The organism is Mesorhizobium helmanticense, from assembly GCF_003034915.1.
In the GTDB taxonomy this organism is placed as follows: Bacteria; Pseudomonadota; Alphaproteobacteria; order Rhizobiales; family Rhizobiaceae; genus Mesorhizobium; species Mesorhizobium helmanticense.
The window spans coordinates 42182-57426 of record NZ_PZJX01000027.1 but is presented as its reverse complement, the minus strand read 5'-3'; the positions used below and the strand labels follow the sequence as shown (position 1 = coordinate 57426).

15 protein-coding genes are annotated in these 15245 nt (G+C 62.5%); 10 read left to right on the top strand and 5 right to left on the bottom strand.

The annotated features are described in order from the left end of the window. The first annotated feature begins 126 nt into the window (after positions 1–126). Positions 127–951, top strand: coding sequence for a helix-turn-helix transcriptional regulator (locus C9427_RS13740; protein ID WP_245437069.1), 825 nt, complete (start codon positions 127–129; stop codon positions 949–951). A gap of 106 nt (positions 952–1057) precedes the next feature. Continuing rightward, complete coding sequence (locus tag C9427_RS13735) at positions 1058–1957, top strand: proline iminopeptidase-family hydrolase (RefSeq protein ID WP_107649704.1); 900 nt, start codon at positions 1058–1060, stop codon at positions 1955–1957. Between the two features lie 72 nt (positions 1958–2029). On the opposite strand, the gene C9427_RS13730 is transcribed toward C9427_RS13735, so the two are convergent. The 3 genes from C9427_RS13730 to C9427_RS13720 are packed head-to-tail and all read right to left on the bottom strand — an operon-like array spanning position 2030 to position 4337. Further along, on the bottom strand, positions 2030–2344 hold the full coding sequence (locus tag C9427_RS13730; RefSeq protein ID WP_107649703.1) for a nuclear transport factor 2 family protein: 315 nt from the start codon (positions 2342–2344) through the stop codon (positions 2030–2032). Between the two features lie 44 nt (positions 2345–2388). Next, positions 2389–3165, bottom strand: coding sequence for an esterase family protein (locus C9427_RS13725; protein WP_107649702.1), 777 nt, complete (start codon positions 3163–3165; stop codon positions 2389–2391). A 5-nt stretch (positions 3166–3170) separates the two neighbouring features. Next, complete coding sequence (locus C9427_RS13720) at positions 3171–4337, bottom strand: ATP-grasp domain-containing protein (RefSeq protein ID WP_107649701.1); 1167 nt, start codon at positions 4335–4337, stop codon at positions 3171–3173. A gap of 526 nt (positions 4338–4863) precedes the next feature. Here C9427_RS13720 and leuA point away from each other — a divergent pair. From leuA to C9427_RS13695, 4 genes are all read left to right on the top strand, one after another. Further along, positions 4864–6540 (top strand): 2-isopropylmalate synthase, encoded by a 1677-nt coding sequence (leuA, locus tag C9427_RS13710; RefSeq protein ID WP_208636367.1) that lies wholly within the window; start codon positions 4864–4866, stop codon positions 6538–6540. Positions 6541–6724: 184 nt separating this feature from the next. Beyond that, positions 6725–8503 (top strand): tetratricopeptide repeat protein, encoded by a 1779-nt coding sequence (locus C9427_RS13705; protein WP_107649698.1) that lies wholly within the window; start codon positions 6725–6727, stop codon positions 8501–8503. Between the two features lie 121 nt (positions 8504–8624). Then, positions 8625–9428 (top strand): alpha/beta fold hydrolase, encoded by an 804-nt coding sequence (locus C9427_RS13700; protein ID WP_107649697.1) that lies wholly within the window; start codon positions 8625–8627, stop codon positions 9426–9428. A 135-nt stretch (positions 9429–9563) separates the two neighbouring features. Then, on the top strand, positions 9564–10187 hold the full coding sequence (locus tag C9427_RS13695; protein ID WP_107649696.1) for a hypothetical protein: 624 nt from the start codon (positions 9564–9566) through the stop codon (positions 10185–10187). On the opposite strand, the gene C9427_RS13690 is transcribed toward C9427_RS13695, so the two are convergent. Next, complete coding sequence (locus tag C9427_RS13690; RefSeq protein WP_107649695.1) at positions 10177–11097, bottom strand: metallophosphoesterase family protein; 921 nt, start codon at positions 11095–11097, stop codon at positions 10177–10179. The genes C9427_RS13695 and C9427_RS13690 overlap by 11 nt on opposite strands. A gap of 53 nt (positions 11098–11150) precedes the next feature. Here C9427_RS13690 and C9427_RS13685 point away from each other — a divergent pair, with 53 nt between their 5' ends. Continuing rightward, positions 11151–11651: an NUDIX domain-containing protein gene (locus C9427_RS13685; protein WP_107649694.1), complete on the top strand. Its 501-nt coding sequence runs from the start codon at positions 11151–11153 to the stop codon at positions 11649–11651. A gap of 1 nt (position 11652) precedes the next feature. Here the strand turns inward: C9427_RS13685 and C9427_RS13680 are convergent, their stop codons facing one another. Continuing rightward, on the bottom strand, positions 11653–12642 hold the full coding sequence (locus C9427_RS13680; protein ID WP_107649693.1) for a glutathione S-transferase family protein: 990 nt from the start codon (positions 12640–12642) through the stop codon (positions 11653–11655). Between the two features lie 273 nt (positions 12643–12915). Here C9427_RS13680 and C9427_RS13675 point away from each other — a divergent pair, with 273 nt between their 5' ends. From C9427_RS13675 to C9427_RS13665, 3 genes are all read left to right on the top strand, one after another. Then, positions 12916–13452, top strand: coding sequence for a GNAT family N-acetyltransferase (locus C9427_RS13675; RefSeq protein WP_107649692.1), 537 nt, complete (start codon positions 12916–12918; stop codon positions 13450–13452). 61 nt (positions 13453–13513) lie between these two features. After that, positions 13514–14275 carry a 3-hydroxyacyl-CoA dehydrogenase gene (locus C9427_RS13670; protein ID WP_097572421.1) on the top strand — a complete coding sequence of 254 codons (762 nt, stop codon included), beginning with the start codon at positions 13514–13516 and terminating at the stop codon, positions 14273–14275. A 73-nt stretch (positions 14276–14348) separates the two neighbouring features. Further along, complete coding sequence (locus C9427_RS13665; protein WP_107649845.1) at positions 14349–15110, top strand: HugZ family pyridoxamine 5'-phosphate oxidase; 762 nt, start codon at positions 14349–14351, stop codon at positions 15108–15110. Positions 15111–15245: the final 135 nt, after the last annotated feature.

Sequence of the window (15245 nt, the reverse complement as noted above, 5' to 3'; positions counted from 1 at the left end):
AGCCGGGATAGCTGTGAATTAAGATAGTTTTGGACCTCCAAAGCCACAGCAGGCAACAAGCCGCGATCGCCTACTGCTTATTTGTTGAGCATTCCTAAAATATGCCCGTTTGACAAACACCTGCCGGTGAGTAAGCTTTTGCTCATGCAGGGCCTGTCCGGCGATTTCGAGAGTGAATTTCATACGGGAATGCGTGTCGATGCCGCGATGTCGGCAGCGATGCGCGTGCTTGCGCCCGCCGGTTTCACCTCGCTGATCTACGACTATACGCCTGTCCCGGTCAGCCATGACGGCGAGTTGATCACACCGTCGCTGATGGCGCTCGCCAATGTGCCGTCCGACATGCAGGATCTCTGGTGCAAGGGTGGCTACTATCAGCTCGATCCGGTACAGGAGGCGGCGCTCGCGGTGTCACGGCCGTTCCTGTGGTCGCACAGGGGGGCTCAGAGCCCGGTCATGCGGCGCATCCTGCAGCGCAAGCATGATCCGGTAATAAGCTACCTCCTGGACACCAAGATGACATGCGGCGTGACGGTGCCGATCCGCTTCGACGGCGGCGATCTCGCCACCTTCACCGCCATCCGCCTCGATCCGGAGCCGGATTTCGAAGTCGAGGCACAGATGATGCTGCCCGGCATTGGCGACCTCGGACACCTGTTCCACGATTCCGTCTATGCCGGCTTCGATCAGCGCACCAGGACAAGCCAGTATTTCCACCTGACTTCGAGGGAACGCCAGTGCCTGAGCATGGCGGCTTGCGGGTTGACGGCCAAGCAGATCGCCCATGAAATCTGCCGCAGCGTGCCGACCGCGACGCTGCATCTCAACGCCGCAAGCCGCAAGCTCGGCGCCCGCAACCGCTTCCACGCCATCGCCTTGGCAGCCCACTACCGGTTGCTCGGACCGATCAGTCAGGGCCAAAACCTGTCCCGGCAGCACCGTCAAAACTAACGTTATTGCTAGCTGGTCGCCGGCCGGTCCGCCTCTATACCCTTTGCCGCGAACAACGTCGGAGACCGCTGATCGGCGGTCGCCGCCGAGCCAGCGGAGGGACATAATGAACGATCTTGCAGTAGCGGAAGGTTTCAGCGCCTACGGGCCTTACAAGACCTGGTACCGCGTGACGGGAGACCTGGGCTCGGGCAAGCTGCCGCTGGTTGTTGCCCATGGCGGACCGGGCTGCACCCATGATTATGTCGACAGCTTCAAGGACATTGCCGGCTTCGGCCGCGCGGTGGTCCACTACGATCAGATCGGCAACGGACGATCCACCCATCTGCCGGACAAGGGCGGCGACTTCTGGACGGTCGAATTCTTTCTCGGCGAACTGGATGCGCTGCTCGCCCATCTCGGCATCCAACAGCGCTACGCCCTGCTCGGGCAATCCTGGGGCGGCATGCTTGCCACCGAGCACGCGGTGCGCCGGCCGCCCGGCCTCAAGGCGCTGGTGCTCGCCAACTCGCTTGCGTCAATGAAGCTGTGGGTCGAAGGCGCGGGGCAGTTGCGCGCAGATCTGCCGGCGGCGGTGCGGCAGGCTCTCGACCAGCACGAAGCGGACGGGACGACGGACCATCCGGATTACCTCGCGGCGACCCGGGCATTCTACGACCGGCACGTCTGCCGCGTCGTGCCATGGCCGGCGGAGGTGGCGCGCACCTTTGCCGCCATCGACGCCGACCCCACTGTCTATCACACCATGAACGGTCCCAATGAATTCCACGTCGTCGGCACCATGCGCGACTGGACGATCATCGACCGGTTGCCAACAATCGAAGCGCCGACACTAGCCTTTCGCGGCTTTTATGATGAAGCCACGCCAGCCTGCGTCCAGCCCTTCCTCGACCGTATTCCCACGGTCGAAGGCCATGTCTTTCCGCAATCGAGCCACATGCCGCATGTCGAGGAAAGGAATGATTGCATGACTGTGACCGAAGCATTCCTTGCACGCCATGACTGACCGCCGTTTCGCGGGACGGCGCGAAAAGGAGAGAGACTATTTCTTCGCCGCCGACGGAAGCAGTTGCTCGGTTCAGGTAATCACCAGGCTGGAGATGAGATCGCCGTCCAGCGTGAAGGTCATGTCGCCCTCGCCGTTGAAGCCGTTCCCCTTCACGGCAATACGGACCTGATAGGTGCCGTTCACCGGCGCGATGCGGACAATGCTGAGATGGGACTGCACGCCGATATTGTCGGACTGGTTCCACGTCGCAATCTCGTCGCGGCCCCTGAAGGAGCGGCCCCAGTCGCTCAGCAAGGCATCAGCAGTGAAATTATCCAGAAAGGCTTCGGTATCGCCGGCATTGGTGGCTTCGACAAAACGGCGGATGGGATCGGGCGTGGTCATGTCTCATATCCTCCAGGTCGGCATCACCTGAATATCAACACACCTTAATCCAGCCTGTGCATCAGGTCGTCATCCAGCCAGCGGGCGAAGAAATAGACCAGCTGCTTGTGCCACCATGGCCAGTCATGGCTGACATCGCCTCCCCAATAATCGACCCAGGCGGGAATGGACTTTTCGCGCAGCACCTGTTCCAGCGCCCGCGTCTCGACCAGCATCCGTTCTTCCCATGCCCCCTGCCCGCAACAGAAGATCAGCCTCAGCGCCTTCAGCCGGCCGAGCAGTTTCTGGTCGACGATGCCGGGCAGGTAGTCGAGCGGCGAGTTGAAGAAGATGTTGCCGTCGAGCGCCTCCCCGAAGAAGTCGCGGGTCGAATAGACGCCCGACAGCGCAATCACACCGCTGCCCAGTTCCGGAAAGCGGAAGACGAAGTTCGAGGCATGGTAGCCGCCCATCGAACAGCCTGAAAACAACGGCTTCAGGCTGCGCCCGCCATTGGCCTCGGTCGCCGTGGAGAGAAGTTCCGGAAGCGCCTCTTCGCGCACATAGCGGAAATAGGCCTCGTGGCGGGCGATGCGCTCGGCCGGGTCGGCATGCTTGGCGAAGAAGGATTCCGAATCGATGCTGTCGAGGGTGAACAACTGGATGCGGCCGGTGTCGATGAACTCCGAAAGCGCTGCGACCCCACCGGAATCCTCGAACTGGTAGAACCGTCCTTGCGAGGTCGGGAACACCACCACCGGCCGGCCGGCATGGCCGTAGCGCTTGTATTCCATGTCGCGGCCAAGGTTGCGGGCAAAACCCTTGTGATAAGAGATGTCCATCGGCCTTACGCCCTTTCCGCGTGGATGTAGCCAACCGCCTGGCGCAGCGCCTGAGCGTCTTTGGAGCGCATCTGGTAGGCGTAGTGTCCCATGGCGCGGCTGAAAACCTCTTCTATGGCCTGATGGTGGACGATCTTGTCGCCATGGGCGGCTAGCACGTCGGCATGGCTATGCAAATAGTGGAGGTGCCGCTTGCGGCTGGCATAGGCGGTGAAGTACTTGCCCTTGTAGGGCCCGCCGGCGGCATCCCTGACCACCATCTCGGCCCACGCCGCATAGACGTCCATGTCGAACGTGTAGTTGATGGCATCGGTCATCCAGGCGCCGGGCGGCCGCATGTTGACCTCGAGCGCAATGACGCGGTCGTCCTTGGTCTCGAACAGCTCGATATGGAAGAAGCGCTCGCGCACGTCGAATGCCCGCAGGATCTTCCGGCCCGCCTCTTCCACCGCCGGACTGATCTCGGGAAAGCAGGTATAGCTCATATGGCGGTCGCGGTTGACCACCTCCATGACGCTCTGGTCGTAGCGGTGGCTGGCGGCAAGCACCACCTCGCCGTCGCGGTTGACCAGCCCGTCGAAGGTCACCACCAGCCCCTCGATGAACTGCTCCATGACGAAGCTGACATCTTCCGGCTTGTCCTTGAAAAATTGGTCGAGTTCCCTCGTATTGGAAATCTTGAAGGTGTTCGAGGCGCCGGAGCCGGAATCCGGCTTGACCACCACGGGATAGCCGACACGGCGGATGAAGGTCATGGCGCCGGCCCGGTCGGAGCATTTGCGCTGCGGTATGGTCTCGACGCCGCTTTTGCGGAAGAAGGCGCGCATGCGGCTCTTGCGCTTCAAATTCTTCACGAAATCGAGTTTGGTGCCAAAGATGTTGAAGTCGGTACGGATGTTGGCTTCCAACTCCAGCCAATGCTCGTTAAGCGACTCGAAGCGGTCGATGCGGCCCCATTTGTGGATGAAATGGCCGATCGCCCGGAACACCGGCTCGTAATCCTCCATGTCGGCGACGCGGTAATATTCCGACAACGCCGTCTTCAGTTTTCCGTTCAGCGCTTCATAGCGCGCGTCGCCGATGCCGAGCACGGTCGCGCCGGCCTTCTTCAGCCGGTCGCAGAAATCGGCGCCATTGGCGGGAAAATGCGGCGAGAAGAACACGAAATTCATGGACGGCCTCCCCGGCGTCGCTGTATTGTTAAGTGCATGCCGCCCAAAGTGCGAGCGGTTTTGGGACAACGATACGCACCGAACAAAGTTTGGCGCATTTGCACCGTGTGGGGAAGAGCGAGCGCGCCGCGCCGTCAGGCAGCCCACTTGCCTCACTTTGCTCACTCCTGTATGAGAACCGCCATGAACACGCGCGTTCCCTTCGTTGCTTCCCGTCGGACCGGCTTTGCCGGCGAGACCGTGCGCGCGCTTGCTTCGACCCTGCTGCTTCTCGGCCTTATCGGCGATCGCCGGGTTCGCTGAAGGAGCGCCCGGCGGTCGAACCGCCGCTCACGCGCACGCTCCTTGGCCAGTCAAATTGGCAAGTCACATCAAGCGAACGAAATTTTGGTAAGGCGCCGCTCGCACCAATTCCGCCTGAAGGCGAATCCGCGAGCCGCCGGGAGAAACGACGATGAACGCACGAGAACACATCCGCAATGGCGGGGAACCCATGGCAAAGGCCATGCCAGAGCCAGCCCGGGGCATGCCGGACGCCGCCCGCAAATATCAGCCCTATCCGACGGTCGGCCTCACCGATCGCACATGGCCTTCCAAGGTGATCGACAAGGCTCCGATCTGGTGCTCGGTCGACCTGCGTGACGGCAACCAGGCGCTGATCGACCCGATGGGCCACGAGCGCAAGGCGCGCATGTTCGGCCTGTTGCTCGACATGGGTTTCAAGGAGATCGAGATCGGTTTTCCCTCGGCTTCGCAGACCGACTTCGACTTCGCCCGCTGGTGCATCGAGGAAGGCAATGTGCCGGCCGATGTCTCGCTGCAGGTGCTGGTACAGTGCCGGCCGGAACTGATCACCCGCACCTTCGAGGCGCTGAAGGGCGCCACCAACCCGATCGTGCATTTCTACAACTCGACCAGCGAATTGCAGCGCCGCGTCGTCTTCGAGAAGGACGTTGCCGGCATCAAGCGCATCGCCACCGACGCGGCCAAGATGATCACCGACATGGCGGCCAAGGCCGGCGGCGGTTACCGGTTCGAATACTCGCCTGAGAGCTTTACCGGCACCGAGCTCGAAGTGGCGCTGGAAATCTGCAATGCCGTCACCGAGATCGTGAAGCCGACCGCGGACAACAAGCTGATCATCAACCTGCCGTCCACGGTCGAGATGTCGACGCCCAACATCTATGCCGACCGCATCGAATGGATGTGCCGTAACCTGGATATCAGAGAGAACCTGCTCATTTCATTGCACCCGCACAATGATCGCGGCACCGGCATCGCCACCACCGAGCTCGGCCTGATGGCAGGCGCTGATCGCGTCGAAGGCACGCTGTTCGGCAATGGCGAGCGCACCGGCAATGTCGATATCGTCACCCTGGCGCTCAACATGTACACGCAAGGCGTCGATCCCGAACTCGATTGCTCCGACATCAACCGGATGAAGGACGTCTACGAATATTCGAACCAGTTGAAGATCCCGGAGCGCCATCCCTATGTCGGTGAGCTCGTCTACACCGCCTTTTCCGGCTCGCACCAGGACGCCATCAACAAGGGCATGAAGGCGTTGCGCAAGGCCAACACGCCGCACTGGGAAGTGCCTTATCTGCCGATCGATCCGGCCGATGTCGGCCGCAACTACGAGGCGATCATCCGCATCAATTCGCAGTCCGGCAAGGGCGGCATCGCCTATGTGCTGCAGGCGGACTACGGCCTCCATTTGCCGCGCAACCTGCAGATCGAATTCAGCCAGGCGATCCAGGCGATCACCGATGCCGAAGGCAAGGAGGTGCCGGTCAAGCGCATCTACCAGCGCTTTCTCGACACCTATATCGACCAGCCCGGTGCGCGGCTGAAATTCCTGGACCATCAGACCTATCCGGATACCGAAACCAAGGGCCGGCGCGTGGTGGAGGCGGTCATCCTCGACGGGGGCAAGGAAGTGACGATATCCGGCACCGGCACCGGCCCGATCGACGGTTTCGTCGATGCACTCTCGCGCCATATCGGCGTCGAGATGTCGGTGCTCGACTATTCCGAGCATTCCATGCAGCGCGGCTCCAACGCCTCGGCCATTTCCTATGTCGAGATGGAACATCCAGGCGGCAAGCTGTTCGGCGCCGGCATCAACACCAACATCGTGGCCGCTTCATTGGAAGCCGTGGTTTCCGCTGCCAACCGCATCATCGGCCGCAAGGCGGGCTGAAAAACCCCCGACAAGAGCAAGATGAGCCCGAATTGGATCATCTTGCTCCAATCCTTGACGCCATTAACCACCGGGGGATTATCCGGTGGGGTACGCGATCGCATAATGGATGCATGCTTGTGTGGCAGTGTAGGCGCTATATGATCGCGCGCATAACCTGTGCCGACTTCGAAAGGATCGACACTTGCATCATGCCACGCCTGCCGCCCCCGCAGTGCGCGAGACGTTGGAGCGATTGCTAGCCAGCGAGACGTTCGGGCGATCCGAGCGCGCGCGTAAATTGCTTCGCTACCTGGTTGAGCGCGAGCAGGCAGGCGAAGCCGACAAGCTCAAGGGCTTTTCCATCGCGATGGATGTTTTCGGCAAGGACGGCGATTTCGATCCGTCGACCGATGCCGTGGTGCGGGTCCAGGCGGGCAGGCTGCGCGAGCTTCTTCAGCACTACTTCGCCAATGAGGGCATTGCAGAACCGGTCCGCATCGCCATTCCGCGTGGCGGCTATGTCCCATCCTATGAACTCAACGCGATCCGCCTCCCGGTCGAGCCCGAAACGGCGGAACATGTCGAGACGGTCGCCACCGTGCCGGAACCGCTCGAAGGCGCCGGCATGGTCGCGCGCCCTGCATCGTTCATGTCCTCTGTCGTCCCCGAGCCGGGACACGCGCTGCGGCGCCATCTCCAGTTCTTCTGGGCGGCGATGGCTCTGGTCATCGTCATGCTGGGCGTGTTGATCCTTCGTCAGGGAAGCAGCGCATTGCTGGCCGGAGGCGATGCCGCATCGACGGTCGAGAATGCGGTGGCGACCGGCAGCATCGCGCCATTGCCCCCGATCGAAGCCCTTCCGCTCGTCTACATTGCCGTGAAAGCCAACAGCGCCGAGGCGCGGCGCGTCGCCGCGTCGTTGCGCGCCGGCCTCAGCGGTTTCGATACAGTCAACTTCATCGGTCGCGATGCCGACAGCCCACCCGATCCGGTCGCGGACGCAACCAGTTTCATATTCGATGTCTTGCCGGGACCGACGACGGGCGATGTCACTCTCGAGTTGCAAAGCGTGGCGACCGGGCGGGTCCTGCTGTCGCGCAACCTCCTTGCCGCGGACAACACCCCCTCCGCCGTCGAGGACAGAGTCGCCGACATTTTGAGCTCAGCCGTTCCGGCCTCCGGCACGATCTACAACTACATCGAACAGAGCGGCATTCAGAACGGCCTGACGGAATGTCTGCGGCTCAACGACAAATACTATCTCGACCAGAGCGCCAGGACCCATGAGGCTGCGTATCGTTGTCTCGAAAACCTGGCCAATCTGGATGCGAAGTCGTCGCTCGTCTATTCCGAGCTTGCCTCCTTGCACCTCGAGGCGGTCACCGATCACTACGCCTATCCCCCCGGCGCAACAATTGAACAGGCGATGTTGTTTGCCCATCGCGCCGCACAGATGGGACCGACCAGCCCCTATGCGCACCGCGCCTACGGCTACCTCTACGCGCGCCTCGGCAACTCGGATGAATCGATCCGCTGGATGCGCAAGGCCCACGAGCTCAATCCTTATGACCTCAGCATGGCGGCGGCCTATGGCTACGGGTTGATCTTCGCCGGCAAGTACAGCCAGGGCACGCCAATTCTTGCTCACGCCGTCGAAATCTCCAGCGCTCATCCGACATGGTGGGACTACGGGCTTTTCGTCGGTGCGTTCATGCTGGGCGACATGAACAGGGCCACGATCGCCAGCGATGCGCTGCGGCCGACGGCGACGAAATCGCACTATCTGGCCGCGCGGCTGATCGGGGCGAAGGCCGCCGGCCGCGATCAACTGGCGCTAAATCTCGCGGACGAACTGGCCGCCAAGTTCCCGAAATTCGCGGCCGATCCGCGCGCGACATTCGCCGACAGACGATATCCCGCCGATCTGACCGACCGGCTGGTCGAGGCCCTGCATGCCGCCGGGATCGGCAGCGGTAGCTAACCATTTCCAGACTGGCGCCTGATCGCGAAGATTTTATTGGCCATGGCTCTGGACAAAGAGCAATCCAGCCACGATTTCAGATCCGTTGTCCCGCCCGTCTTGCAATGCACCCTAAATTTTCATGATTTCATCCCTTTACGCTGTCGAACGGGGCACCGGCCCGGAGACGATCGTCTTCCTGCATGGCTTCGGCGGTTGCCACGATGATTGGCGCGAGGTGATTTCGACACTGGCACCTGGAGCACGCACGCTGGCCTATGATCTCCCGGGCCACGGACTGTCGCTCGATTTCCCCGAGGGCGGTTCGGCCAAGACGGCCGCCCGCGCCGTTCTTGTCGATCTCGGCGCGCGCAAAATCAGCAGAGTGCATCTCGTCGGTCATTCGATGGGCGGGGCGGTAGCAGTGCTGATGGCATTGGCCGAACCCGAAAAAATAGCGTCGCTCACACTTCTGGCCCCGGGCGGCTTTGGCACGGAGATCAACGGGCCGCTGTTGCGCCGCCATGCCGCTGCTGCCGACAGAAACGAAATTCGTGCCTGCCTCGCCGCCATGTCCGGACCGCAAAGTCCGCCCTCGGAGCGTATCGTGGATGTCCATGGCGATATGCGTGCGCGTCCTGGCCAGTTGCAGAAACTGGTCGAGATGGCGGCTGCCATGACCAGGGATGATCGGCAAGGTGTCATCCCGCGCGAACGGCTCGAGACGCTGACCATGCCGGTGATGGTGGTTTGGGGAACCGACGACACGGTGCTGCCCTTTACCCAGGCCGACGGCTTGCCGGCGCATTTTCACCTGCACCATGTGCTGGAGACCGGCCATATGCTGGTCGAGGAGGCACCCGGCCTGGTCGCGGAGATAATTCGCCGCAACATGAAACGCCGGAGCCGCCCTCTTCGGCCAAAATTTGCCGCCGCGGCCAACTGATCCCTTCACTACAAAGATTTGCGGCCGCTTGGACGCGCCAGGCAACTTCCGGCACCTACGCGAAGGCCGGTCCAGCGTGCAATTTGCCGGCGATTGTGTTAACTCGCTGTTAACCAAACCACGAGGCGAACGTCGATGAAGGACGCAGGCGAGAACATCACCCAGATCGATCAGTCGCGAAAATTGTCCGATGCCATTCGCGACGTGAAAAACGCCTTCGCCGACCGCGATGACGTCGTGGTCGACATGCGCGAGGCGCATCGCATGCGGCTCGACTTGCTTGCCGCCGAACTCGCACCCGTCTTCGCCGACGTGCCCGCCGACATGGACAATTTCGACTTCGCCGTATCGTCGGGGCTGCAGCCGCGCCTGTGGATCGATGCCGTCAGCCACGTCGCCATGGGGCGCGACCGCCGCACCTATCGTTTTCTCAGGGATACGCGCATCGGTCGTGTGGTGCTCGCCGAATCGACCGACATGAAACCCATAGCCGACCAGGTGACGCGCTACGTGGCGGAGCGCGTCGTTGAGCGCCAGAGAATGTTGGAAGGTGGCGTCGAGCAGGCTATCGCCGGCCTGAAACGCGCTGCCGTGGCGGAAGCCGAGCCACCGTTGCAGGCCGCTCCGCGCGGCAAGGGCTGGTCGGCCTTCCTCTCCGGCCTTGGATTGATCGCGGCGGGCGCCCTGGTCGGGCTGGCTGTCTCGGTCATATTGTTCTGGGACCGCATCGTTGCGATGGGATGGGGCTTCAAGCCATAGCTTCGGCGTTCGCGCCAAGCTCCAGCGTCTCCAGGTCGGATGGCGCTATGGCTGGCCCGGTCAGGCCGCGCCGTGTCAGCTTGATGCGCCAATTGCCCTTTTCGCCATCGATATCGAGCAGATTATACTGTGCGGCCGGGCGCCTGCCGCCGGGCGACTGTCCCGCGGCAGCCACGCCGACCACGGGAATCCTGCTGCCTCGCCCGCCAATGAAGAGCAGCGACGGCTCATGCGAATGGCCGTGCAGGATGAGTTCGGCGCCATGCTTATGGACGACCTTGTTGAAGCGGGCGATGCCGAACAGCCGCTTGGGCTGCGAAACCGCGCCGCGCACCGGCGGGTGGTGAATCATGATCACCCGGAACAGCCCGCGCCTGGCGGTCGCATCGAGAATACCGCGCAGCCTTTCGGCCTGGCCTTCCAGAAAGAAGCCGTTGGCCATGAACGGAGCCGTGGCGCGCGCCGTCGTGACACCGATCAACGCGACGTCGCCGCGCACGCGCAGATAGGGAAAGGCGTCGCGGTCGACCGGGGTATCGACGCCGTCACCGATCATCCACTCTGCCCATGACCGGCATGCCTTGTCGAAGGCGCCCGGCACATAGGCATCGTGGTTGCCGGGCACGACCGAAACATCATGCGGCGAACCCAGCGTCTCCAGCCAATGCTTGGCCATCTCGATCTCGCCGTCGAGCGCCAGATTGACCAGATCGCCGGTGACGGCGATGTGATCGGCACCGCTGGCCTGCATGTCGGCGACGATCGTGTCGATGACGGCATCGTGCATGTGGCGGCGGCGGTTGCGCTGCCAGTTGACGTAGCCGACCACGCGCTTGGAGGCGAGATCGCGATAGGTTACATCGGGGAGCGGTCCCAGATGGATATCGGAAATATGCGCGAGCCTGAACATCCTTCATTCATATGCGACGCGCGCGCCGCTTTCCACCCACGGTTTCGTGGTTGATGAAGCGGTCCGATCCGCAACAGGCCTTTCGCCAGACCCGCTGGCCGGGTTTCAGGGCAAGGCTGTTCCACCTGTACTTCGTGCTGCGGCGGCCAATGACGCTCGGCGTGCGCGGCCTGGTCCACGATCGCGCCTCCAATTCCGTCTTTCTCATCCGCCACACCTATGTCCCGGGCTGGCAGCTTCCGGGCGGCGGCGTGGAGCTCGGCGAGACGCTGGTTGAAGCGCTTGTGCGCGAACTCGCCGAGGAGGGCAACATTGCGCTCAGCGCGCCGCCGCTGCTGAAGTCGATGCATTTCAACCACAGGGCCAGCCGCCGCGATCACGTCGGTCTGTATCTGATCGAGGGGTTCAGCCAGACCGCGCCAAAGCTGCCGGACCATGAGATCGCCGAAGCCGGTTTCTTTCCGCTCAACCGCCTGCCCGAGGGAACCACGCCGGCCACGTTGCGGCGCATCGCCGAGATTTTTGGCGGCGAACAGCCGTCGCCCTACTGGTAGATCACGCCGCCTTCCTGAACCGCGCGCGATCATGCGGCGCGCCATGGTCGAGCTCCGGTCCGACCGGCACGATGCGCGTCGGATTGATGGTTTCATGGCTGCCGTAGTAGTGCGCCTTGATGTGGTGCAGGTTCACCGTGCCCGAGACGCCGTGCACCTGATAGAGGTCGCGCAGATAGTTCGACAGGTTCGGATAGTCGGCGATGCGGCGCAGATTGCACTTGAAATGGCCGACATAGACCGGATCGAAGCGGACCAGCGTCGTGAACAGCCGCCAGTCGGCCTCGGTGATGCGGTCGCCGGCGAGGTATCGCTGTTGCGAAAGGCGATCCTCCAGCGTGTCGAGCGCCGAGAACAGGTCGCCAAACGCTTCCTCATAGGCTGCTTGCGTAGTGGCGAATCCGGCGCGATAGACGCCGTTGTTGATTGAGGGATAGACCAGCGCATTGACCTTGTCGATCTCGCCGCGCAATGCCTGCGGATAGAAATCGAGACTGGCATCGCCCCATGCGTCGAAGGCGGAATTGAGCATGCGGATGATCTCGGAGGATTCATTGGAGACGATGGTCTGCTCTTTTTTGTCCCACAGCACCGGCACCGTCACCCGGCCGGAATAGGCTGGATCGGCCCTGGTATAGATCTGGTGCAGGAAATCGAAGCCGTAGAGCGTATCGCCGGTGGCATCGTCCTCGGCCAGGAACGTCCAGCCATTAGCGCCCATGAAGTGGTGGACGACCGAGACGGAAATCACGTCCTTGAGCCTCTTCAGCACGCGAAAGATAAGCGTCCGGTGCGCCCAGGGACAGGCAAGCGAGACATAGAGATGATAGCGGCCGGGCTCGGCCTTGAAACCACGCTTGCGGCCCTCCGCCGGCGCGCCGTCGCGAGTGACCCAATCGCGCCATTGCGACTGCGCCCGCACGAACCTGCCGCCACTGCCCGCGGTGTCATACCCGCGATCATGCCACCTGCCTTCGACCAGCAATCCCATGCGAAATCTCCTTGCGTCCTCAACAATCATTTAGGCGCAAGGCGGCGGCGCCGAAGTCGTCATGTGCTGAACAGACCGTCACCTGGGCGAAGCGGTGGACGAAAACGGCCGATTGCAGCGGCCGAAAATTGATGCTAGCGGACAATCCGCATGTTCGACTTTGCTTTGATCCGGTCTGACCGACGACGAAAGGGCGCCCGCGCTTGATGTAGCGCTGACTGGCGAACGCTGCCGTTTGCAGCAAACCTTTCCCCGTACCGGAACGCAAAGACCATGAGCCTTGCCGACGTAAGATACCTGCTGGAAACTCCGGCGCATGACCCCGAAATCGAAGCCATCAACGACGAGGCCTTCGGGCCGGGCCGTTTCGTGCTGGCCGCCTACAAGATCCGCGAGGGCGGCCCGCATGAGCGGGGGCTGTCCTTTGTCGCCGTCGACGACAATACCGTTGTCGCCTCGGTGCGCATGACGCGCATCGCCGCCGGCGCCGGCCGTGCACTGATGCTCGGGCCGCTTGCGGTGCGGCCAGCCTTTAAGAATCTCGGCATCGGCCGCCGGCTGGTGGCGATCGCATTGGAGGCCGCCGCCAAAGCCGGCATGGCAGCCATCATGCTTGTCGGGGACGAGCCTTATTATGGCCCGCTTGGCTTCAAGAGAATCCCACGCGGGCAGATCTCCATGCCGCGCCCAGTCGATCTCGACCGGCTTTTGGCGCATGAGATCGTGCCGGGCGCGGTGGCAAGGCTTGCGGGGGAGGTCTGCCACGCCGATCAGGCGAAGATCGCCGAGCCCGTCGCCGTGATGGCATGACGATGCGGATGTTGCGCCGTCCCGTCGGGCTTCGTAGCATGTGTCCGGCGAGGACACCGAGATGAACCCGAACGGCCAGATTGCGATCGTCACCGGAGGCGGATCCGGCCTTGGCGAGGCGACGGCGCGAGCGCTGGCCGCGAAGGGCGCCAACGTTGCCATCCTCGACCTCGGCATCGAGCGGGCGGCGAAGGTAGCGGCCGACATTGGCGGCCTCGCCATCCAATGCGATGTGAGCAGCGCCGACAGTGGTGCTGCTTCCGTCGCGGAGGTGGCAAGAAAGCTCGGCGAACCGCGCATCCTGGTCAACTGCGCCGGCATCGCCATCGGCATCAAGACGATCGGCAAGGACGGTCCGCATCCGCTCGACCAGTACCGCAAGGTGATCGAGGTCAATTTGATCGGCACCTTCAACATGATCCGCCTCGTCGCCGACCGGGCCGCCAAACTCGAGCCATTGCAGGGCGGTGAGCGTGGCGTCATCGTCAACACGGCATCGGTCGCCGCCTATGACGGTCAGATCGGCCAGGCAGCCTATTCCGCTTCCAAGGGTGGCGTCGTCGGCATGACGCTGCCTGTGGCGCGCGACCTTGCCCGCTCAGGCATCCGCGTCTGCACCATCGCGCCCGGCATCTTCAAAACGCCGATGATGGCCGGCATGCCGCAGGAGGTGCAGGATTCGCTGGGCGCCGCGGTGCCCTTCCCGTCTCGCCTGGGCGAACCTTCCGAATATGCGGCACTTGCGCTGCACATCGTCGAAAACCAGATGCTGAACGGCGAGACCATCCGCCTCGACGGCGCCATCCGCATGGCGCCGAAATAGTGCCGCTCTTGTCAAATCAGGCTTTGTCGTCCGATAAGTGGATCATGAAAATCAACTTGTCGCGGTGAGCACCTTGGACGACCGGAAGAAGCACGTGATCCGCGAGACGGACGCCGAGGCGATCAGGCTGGCCAAGACGCTGATCCGCAGCGCCCGCTTCGGCGCACTTGCGGTGATCGAGCCCGGAACCGGTTCGCCGCTGGCCAGCAGGGTCGGTGTGGCGACCGATATCGACGGCACGCCGCTGATCCTCGTCTCGACGCTGTCCGCTCATACCGGCGCGATCCTTGCCGATCCGCGCTGTTCTCTGCTCGTGGGCGAACCCGGCAAGGGTGATCCGCTGGCGCACCCGCGAATCACCCTGATTTGCCGGGCGGTGCAGCTTGAGCGCGGATCAGGCGCACATGCCCGCGCCGAACGGCGCTACCTCAATCGCAATCCCAAGGCGAAACTCTATGCCGGGCTTGGCGACTTCTCGATCTTCCGCCTCGATCCCGAGCGAGCCAGCCTGAATGGCGGCTTCGGCAAGGCCTATTTGCTCAACCGTGCCGACCTTGTCACCACCGCACCCCTCGTCGACGAGATCGCCGCCGCCGAACAATCGGCCCTTGACCACATGAATGCCGACCATCGCGATGCAATTGCCATCTATGCCAGCCATTTCGCCAAGGCCGCGGGCGACGATTGGGTCGTCACCGGCTTCGACGCCGATGGCATGGATCTGGCATCGGGCGACGATGTCTGCCGGATCTTCTTTCCCGAGCCGTTGCAGGCCGCGCGGGAGCTGCGCCATGTCTTGGTCGACATGGCAAAGACCGGTCGAGCGGCGAATTAGACACAGCTTCACAGTTAATCGAGTGGGGTCGAAAGCAAGCCTTGAGATTTGAGCGAAATGTTCTACCTTTCCCGCTAGCGTTGAATCGCCAGCGCACATTCAGTGAGTCTATGGCATCAGATGCTATTGCCCCCA

Excerpts from the sequence above, each read along its gene's own strand:
- leuA (WP_208636367.1), top strand. The coding sequence starts at position 4,864 with ATGCCGGACGCCGCCCGCAAATATCAGCCCTATCCGACGGTCGGCCTC.
- C9427_RS13735 (WP_107649704.1), top strand. The coding sequence starts at position 1,058 with ATGAACGATCTTGCAGTAGCGGAAGGTTTCAGCGCCTACGGGCCTTAC.
- C9427_RS13730 (WP_107649703.1), bottom strand. The coding sequence starts at position 2,344 with ATGACCACGCCCGATCCCATCCGCCGTTTTGTCGAAGCCACCAATGCC.
- C9427_RS13685 (WP_107649694.1), top strand. The coding sequence starts at position 11,151 with ATGAAGCGGTCCGATCCGCAACAGGCCTTTCGCCAGACCCGCTGGCCG.
- C9427_RS13725 (WP_107649702.1), bottom strand. The coding sequence starts at position 3,165 with ATGGACATCTCTTATCACAAGGGTTTTGCCCGCAACCTTGGCCGCGAC.
- C9427_RS13720 (WP_107649701.1), bottom strand. The coding sequence starts at position 4,337 with ATGAATTTCGTGTTCTTCTCGCCGCATTTTCCCGCCAATGGCGCCGAT.
- C9427_RS13670 (WP_097572421.1), top strand. The coding sequence starts at position 13,514 with ATGAACCCGAACGGCCAGATTGCGATCGTCACCGGAGGCGGATCCGGC.
- C9427_RS13700 (WP_107649697.1), top strand. The coding sequence starts at position 8,625 with ATGATTTCATCCCTTTACGCTGTCGAACGGGGCACCGGCCCGGAGACG.
- C9427_RS13680 (WP_107649693.1), bottom strand. The coding sequence starts at position 12,642 with ATGGGATTGCTGGTCGAAGGCAGGTGGCATGATCGCGGGTATGACACC.
- C9427_RS13675 (WP_107649692.1), top strand. The coding sequence starts at position 12,916 with ATGAGCCTTGCCGACGTAAGATACCTGCTGGAAACTCCGGCGCATGAC.
- C9427_RS13690 (WP_107649695.1), bottom strand. The coding sequence starts at position 11,097 with ATGTTCAGGCTCGCGCATATTTCCGATATCCATCTGGGACCGCTCCCC.
- C9427_RS13695 (WP_107649696.1), top strand. The coding sequence starts at position 9,564 with ATGAAGGACGCAGGCGAGAACATCACCCAGATCGATCAGTCGCGAAAA.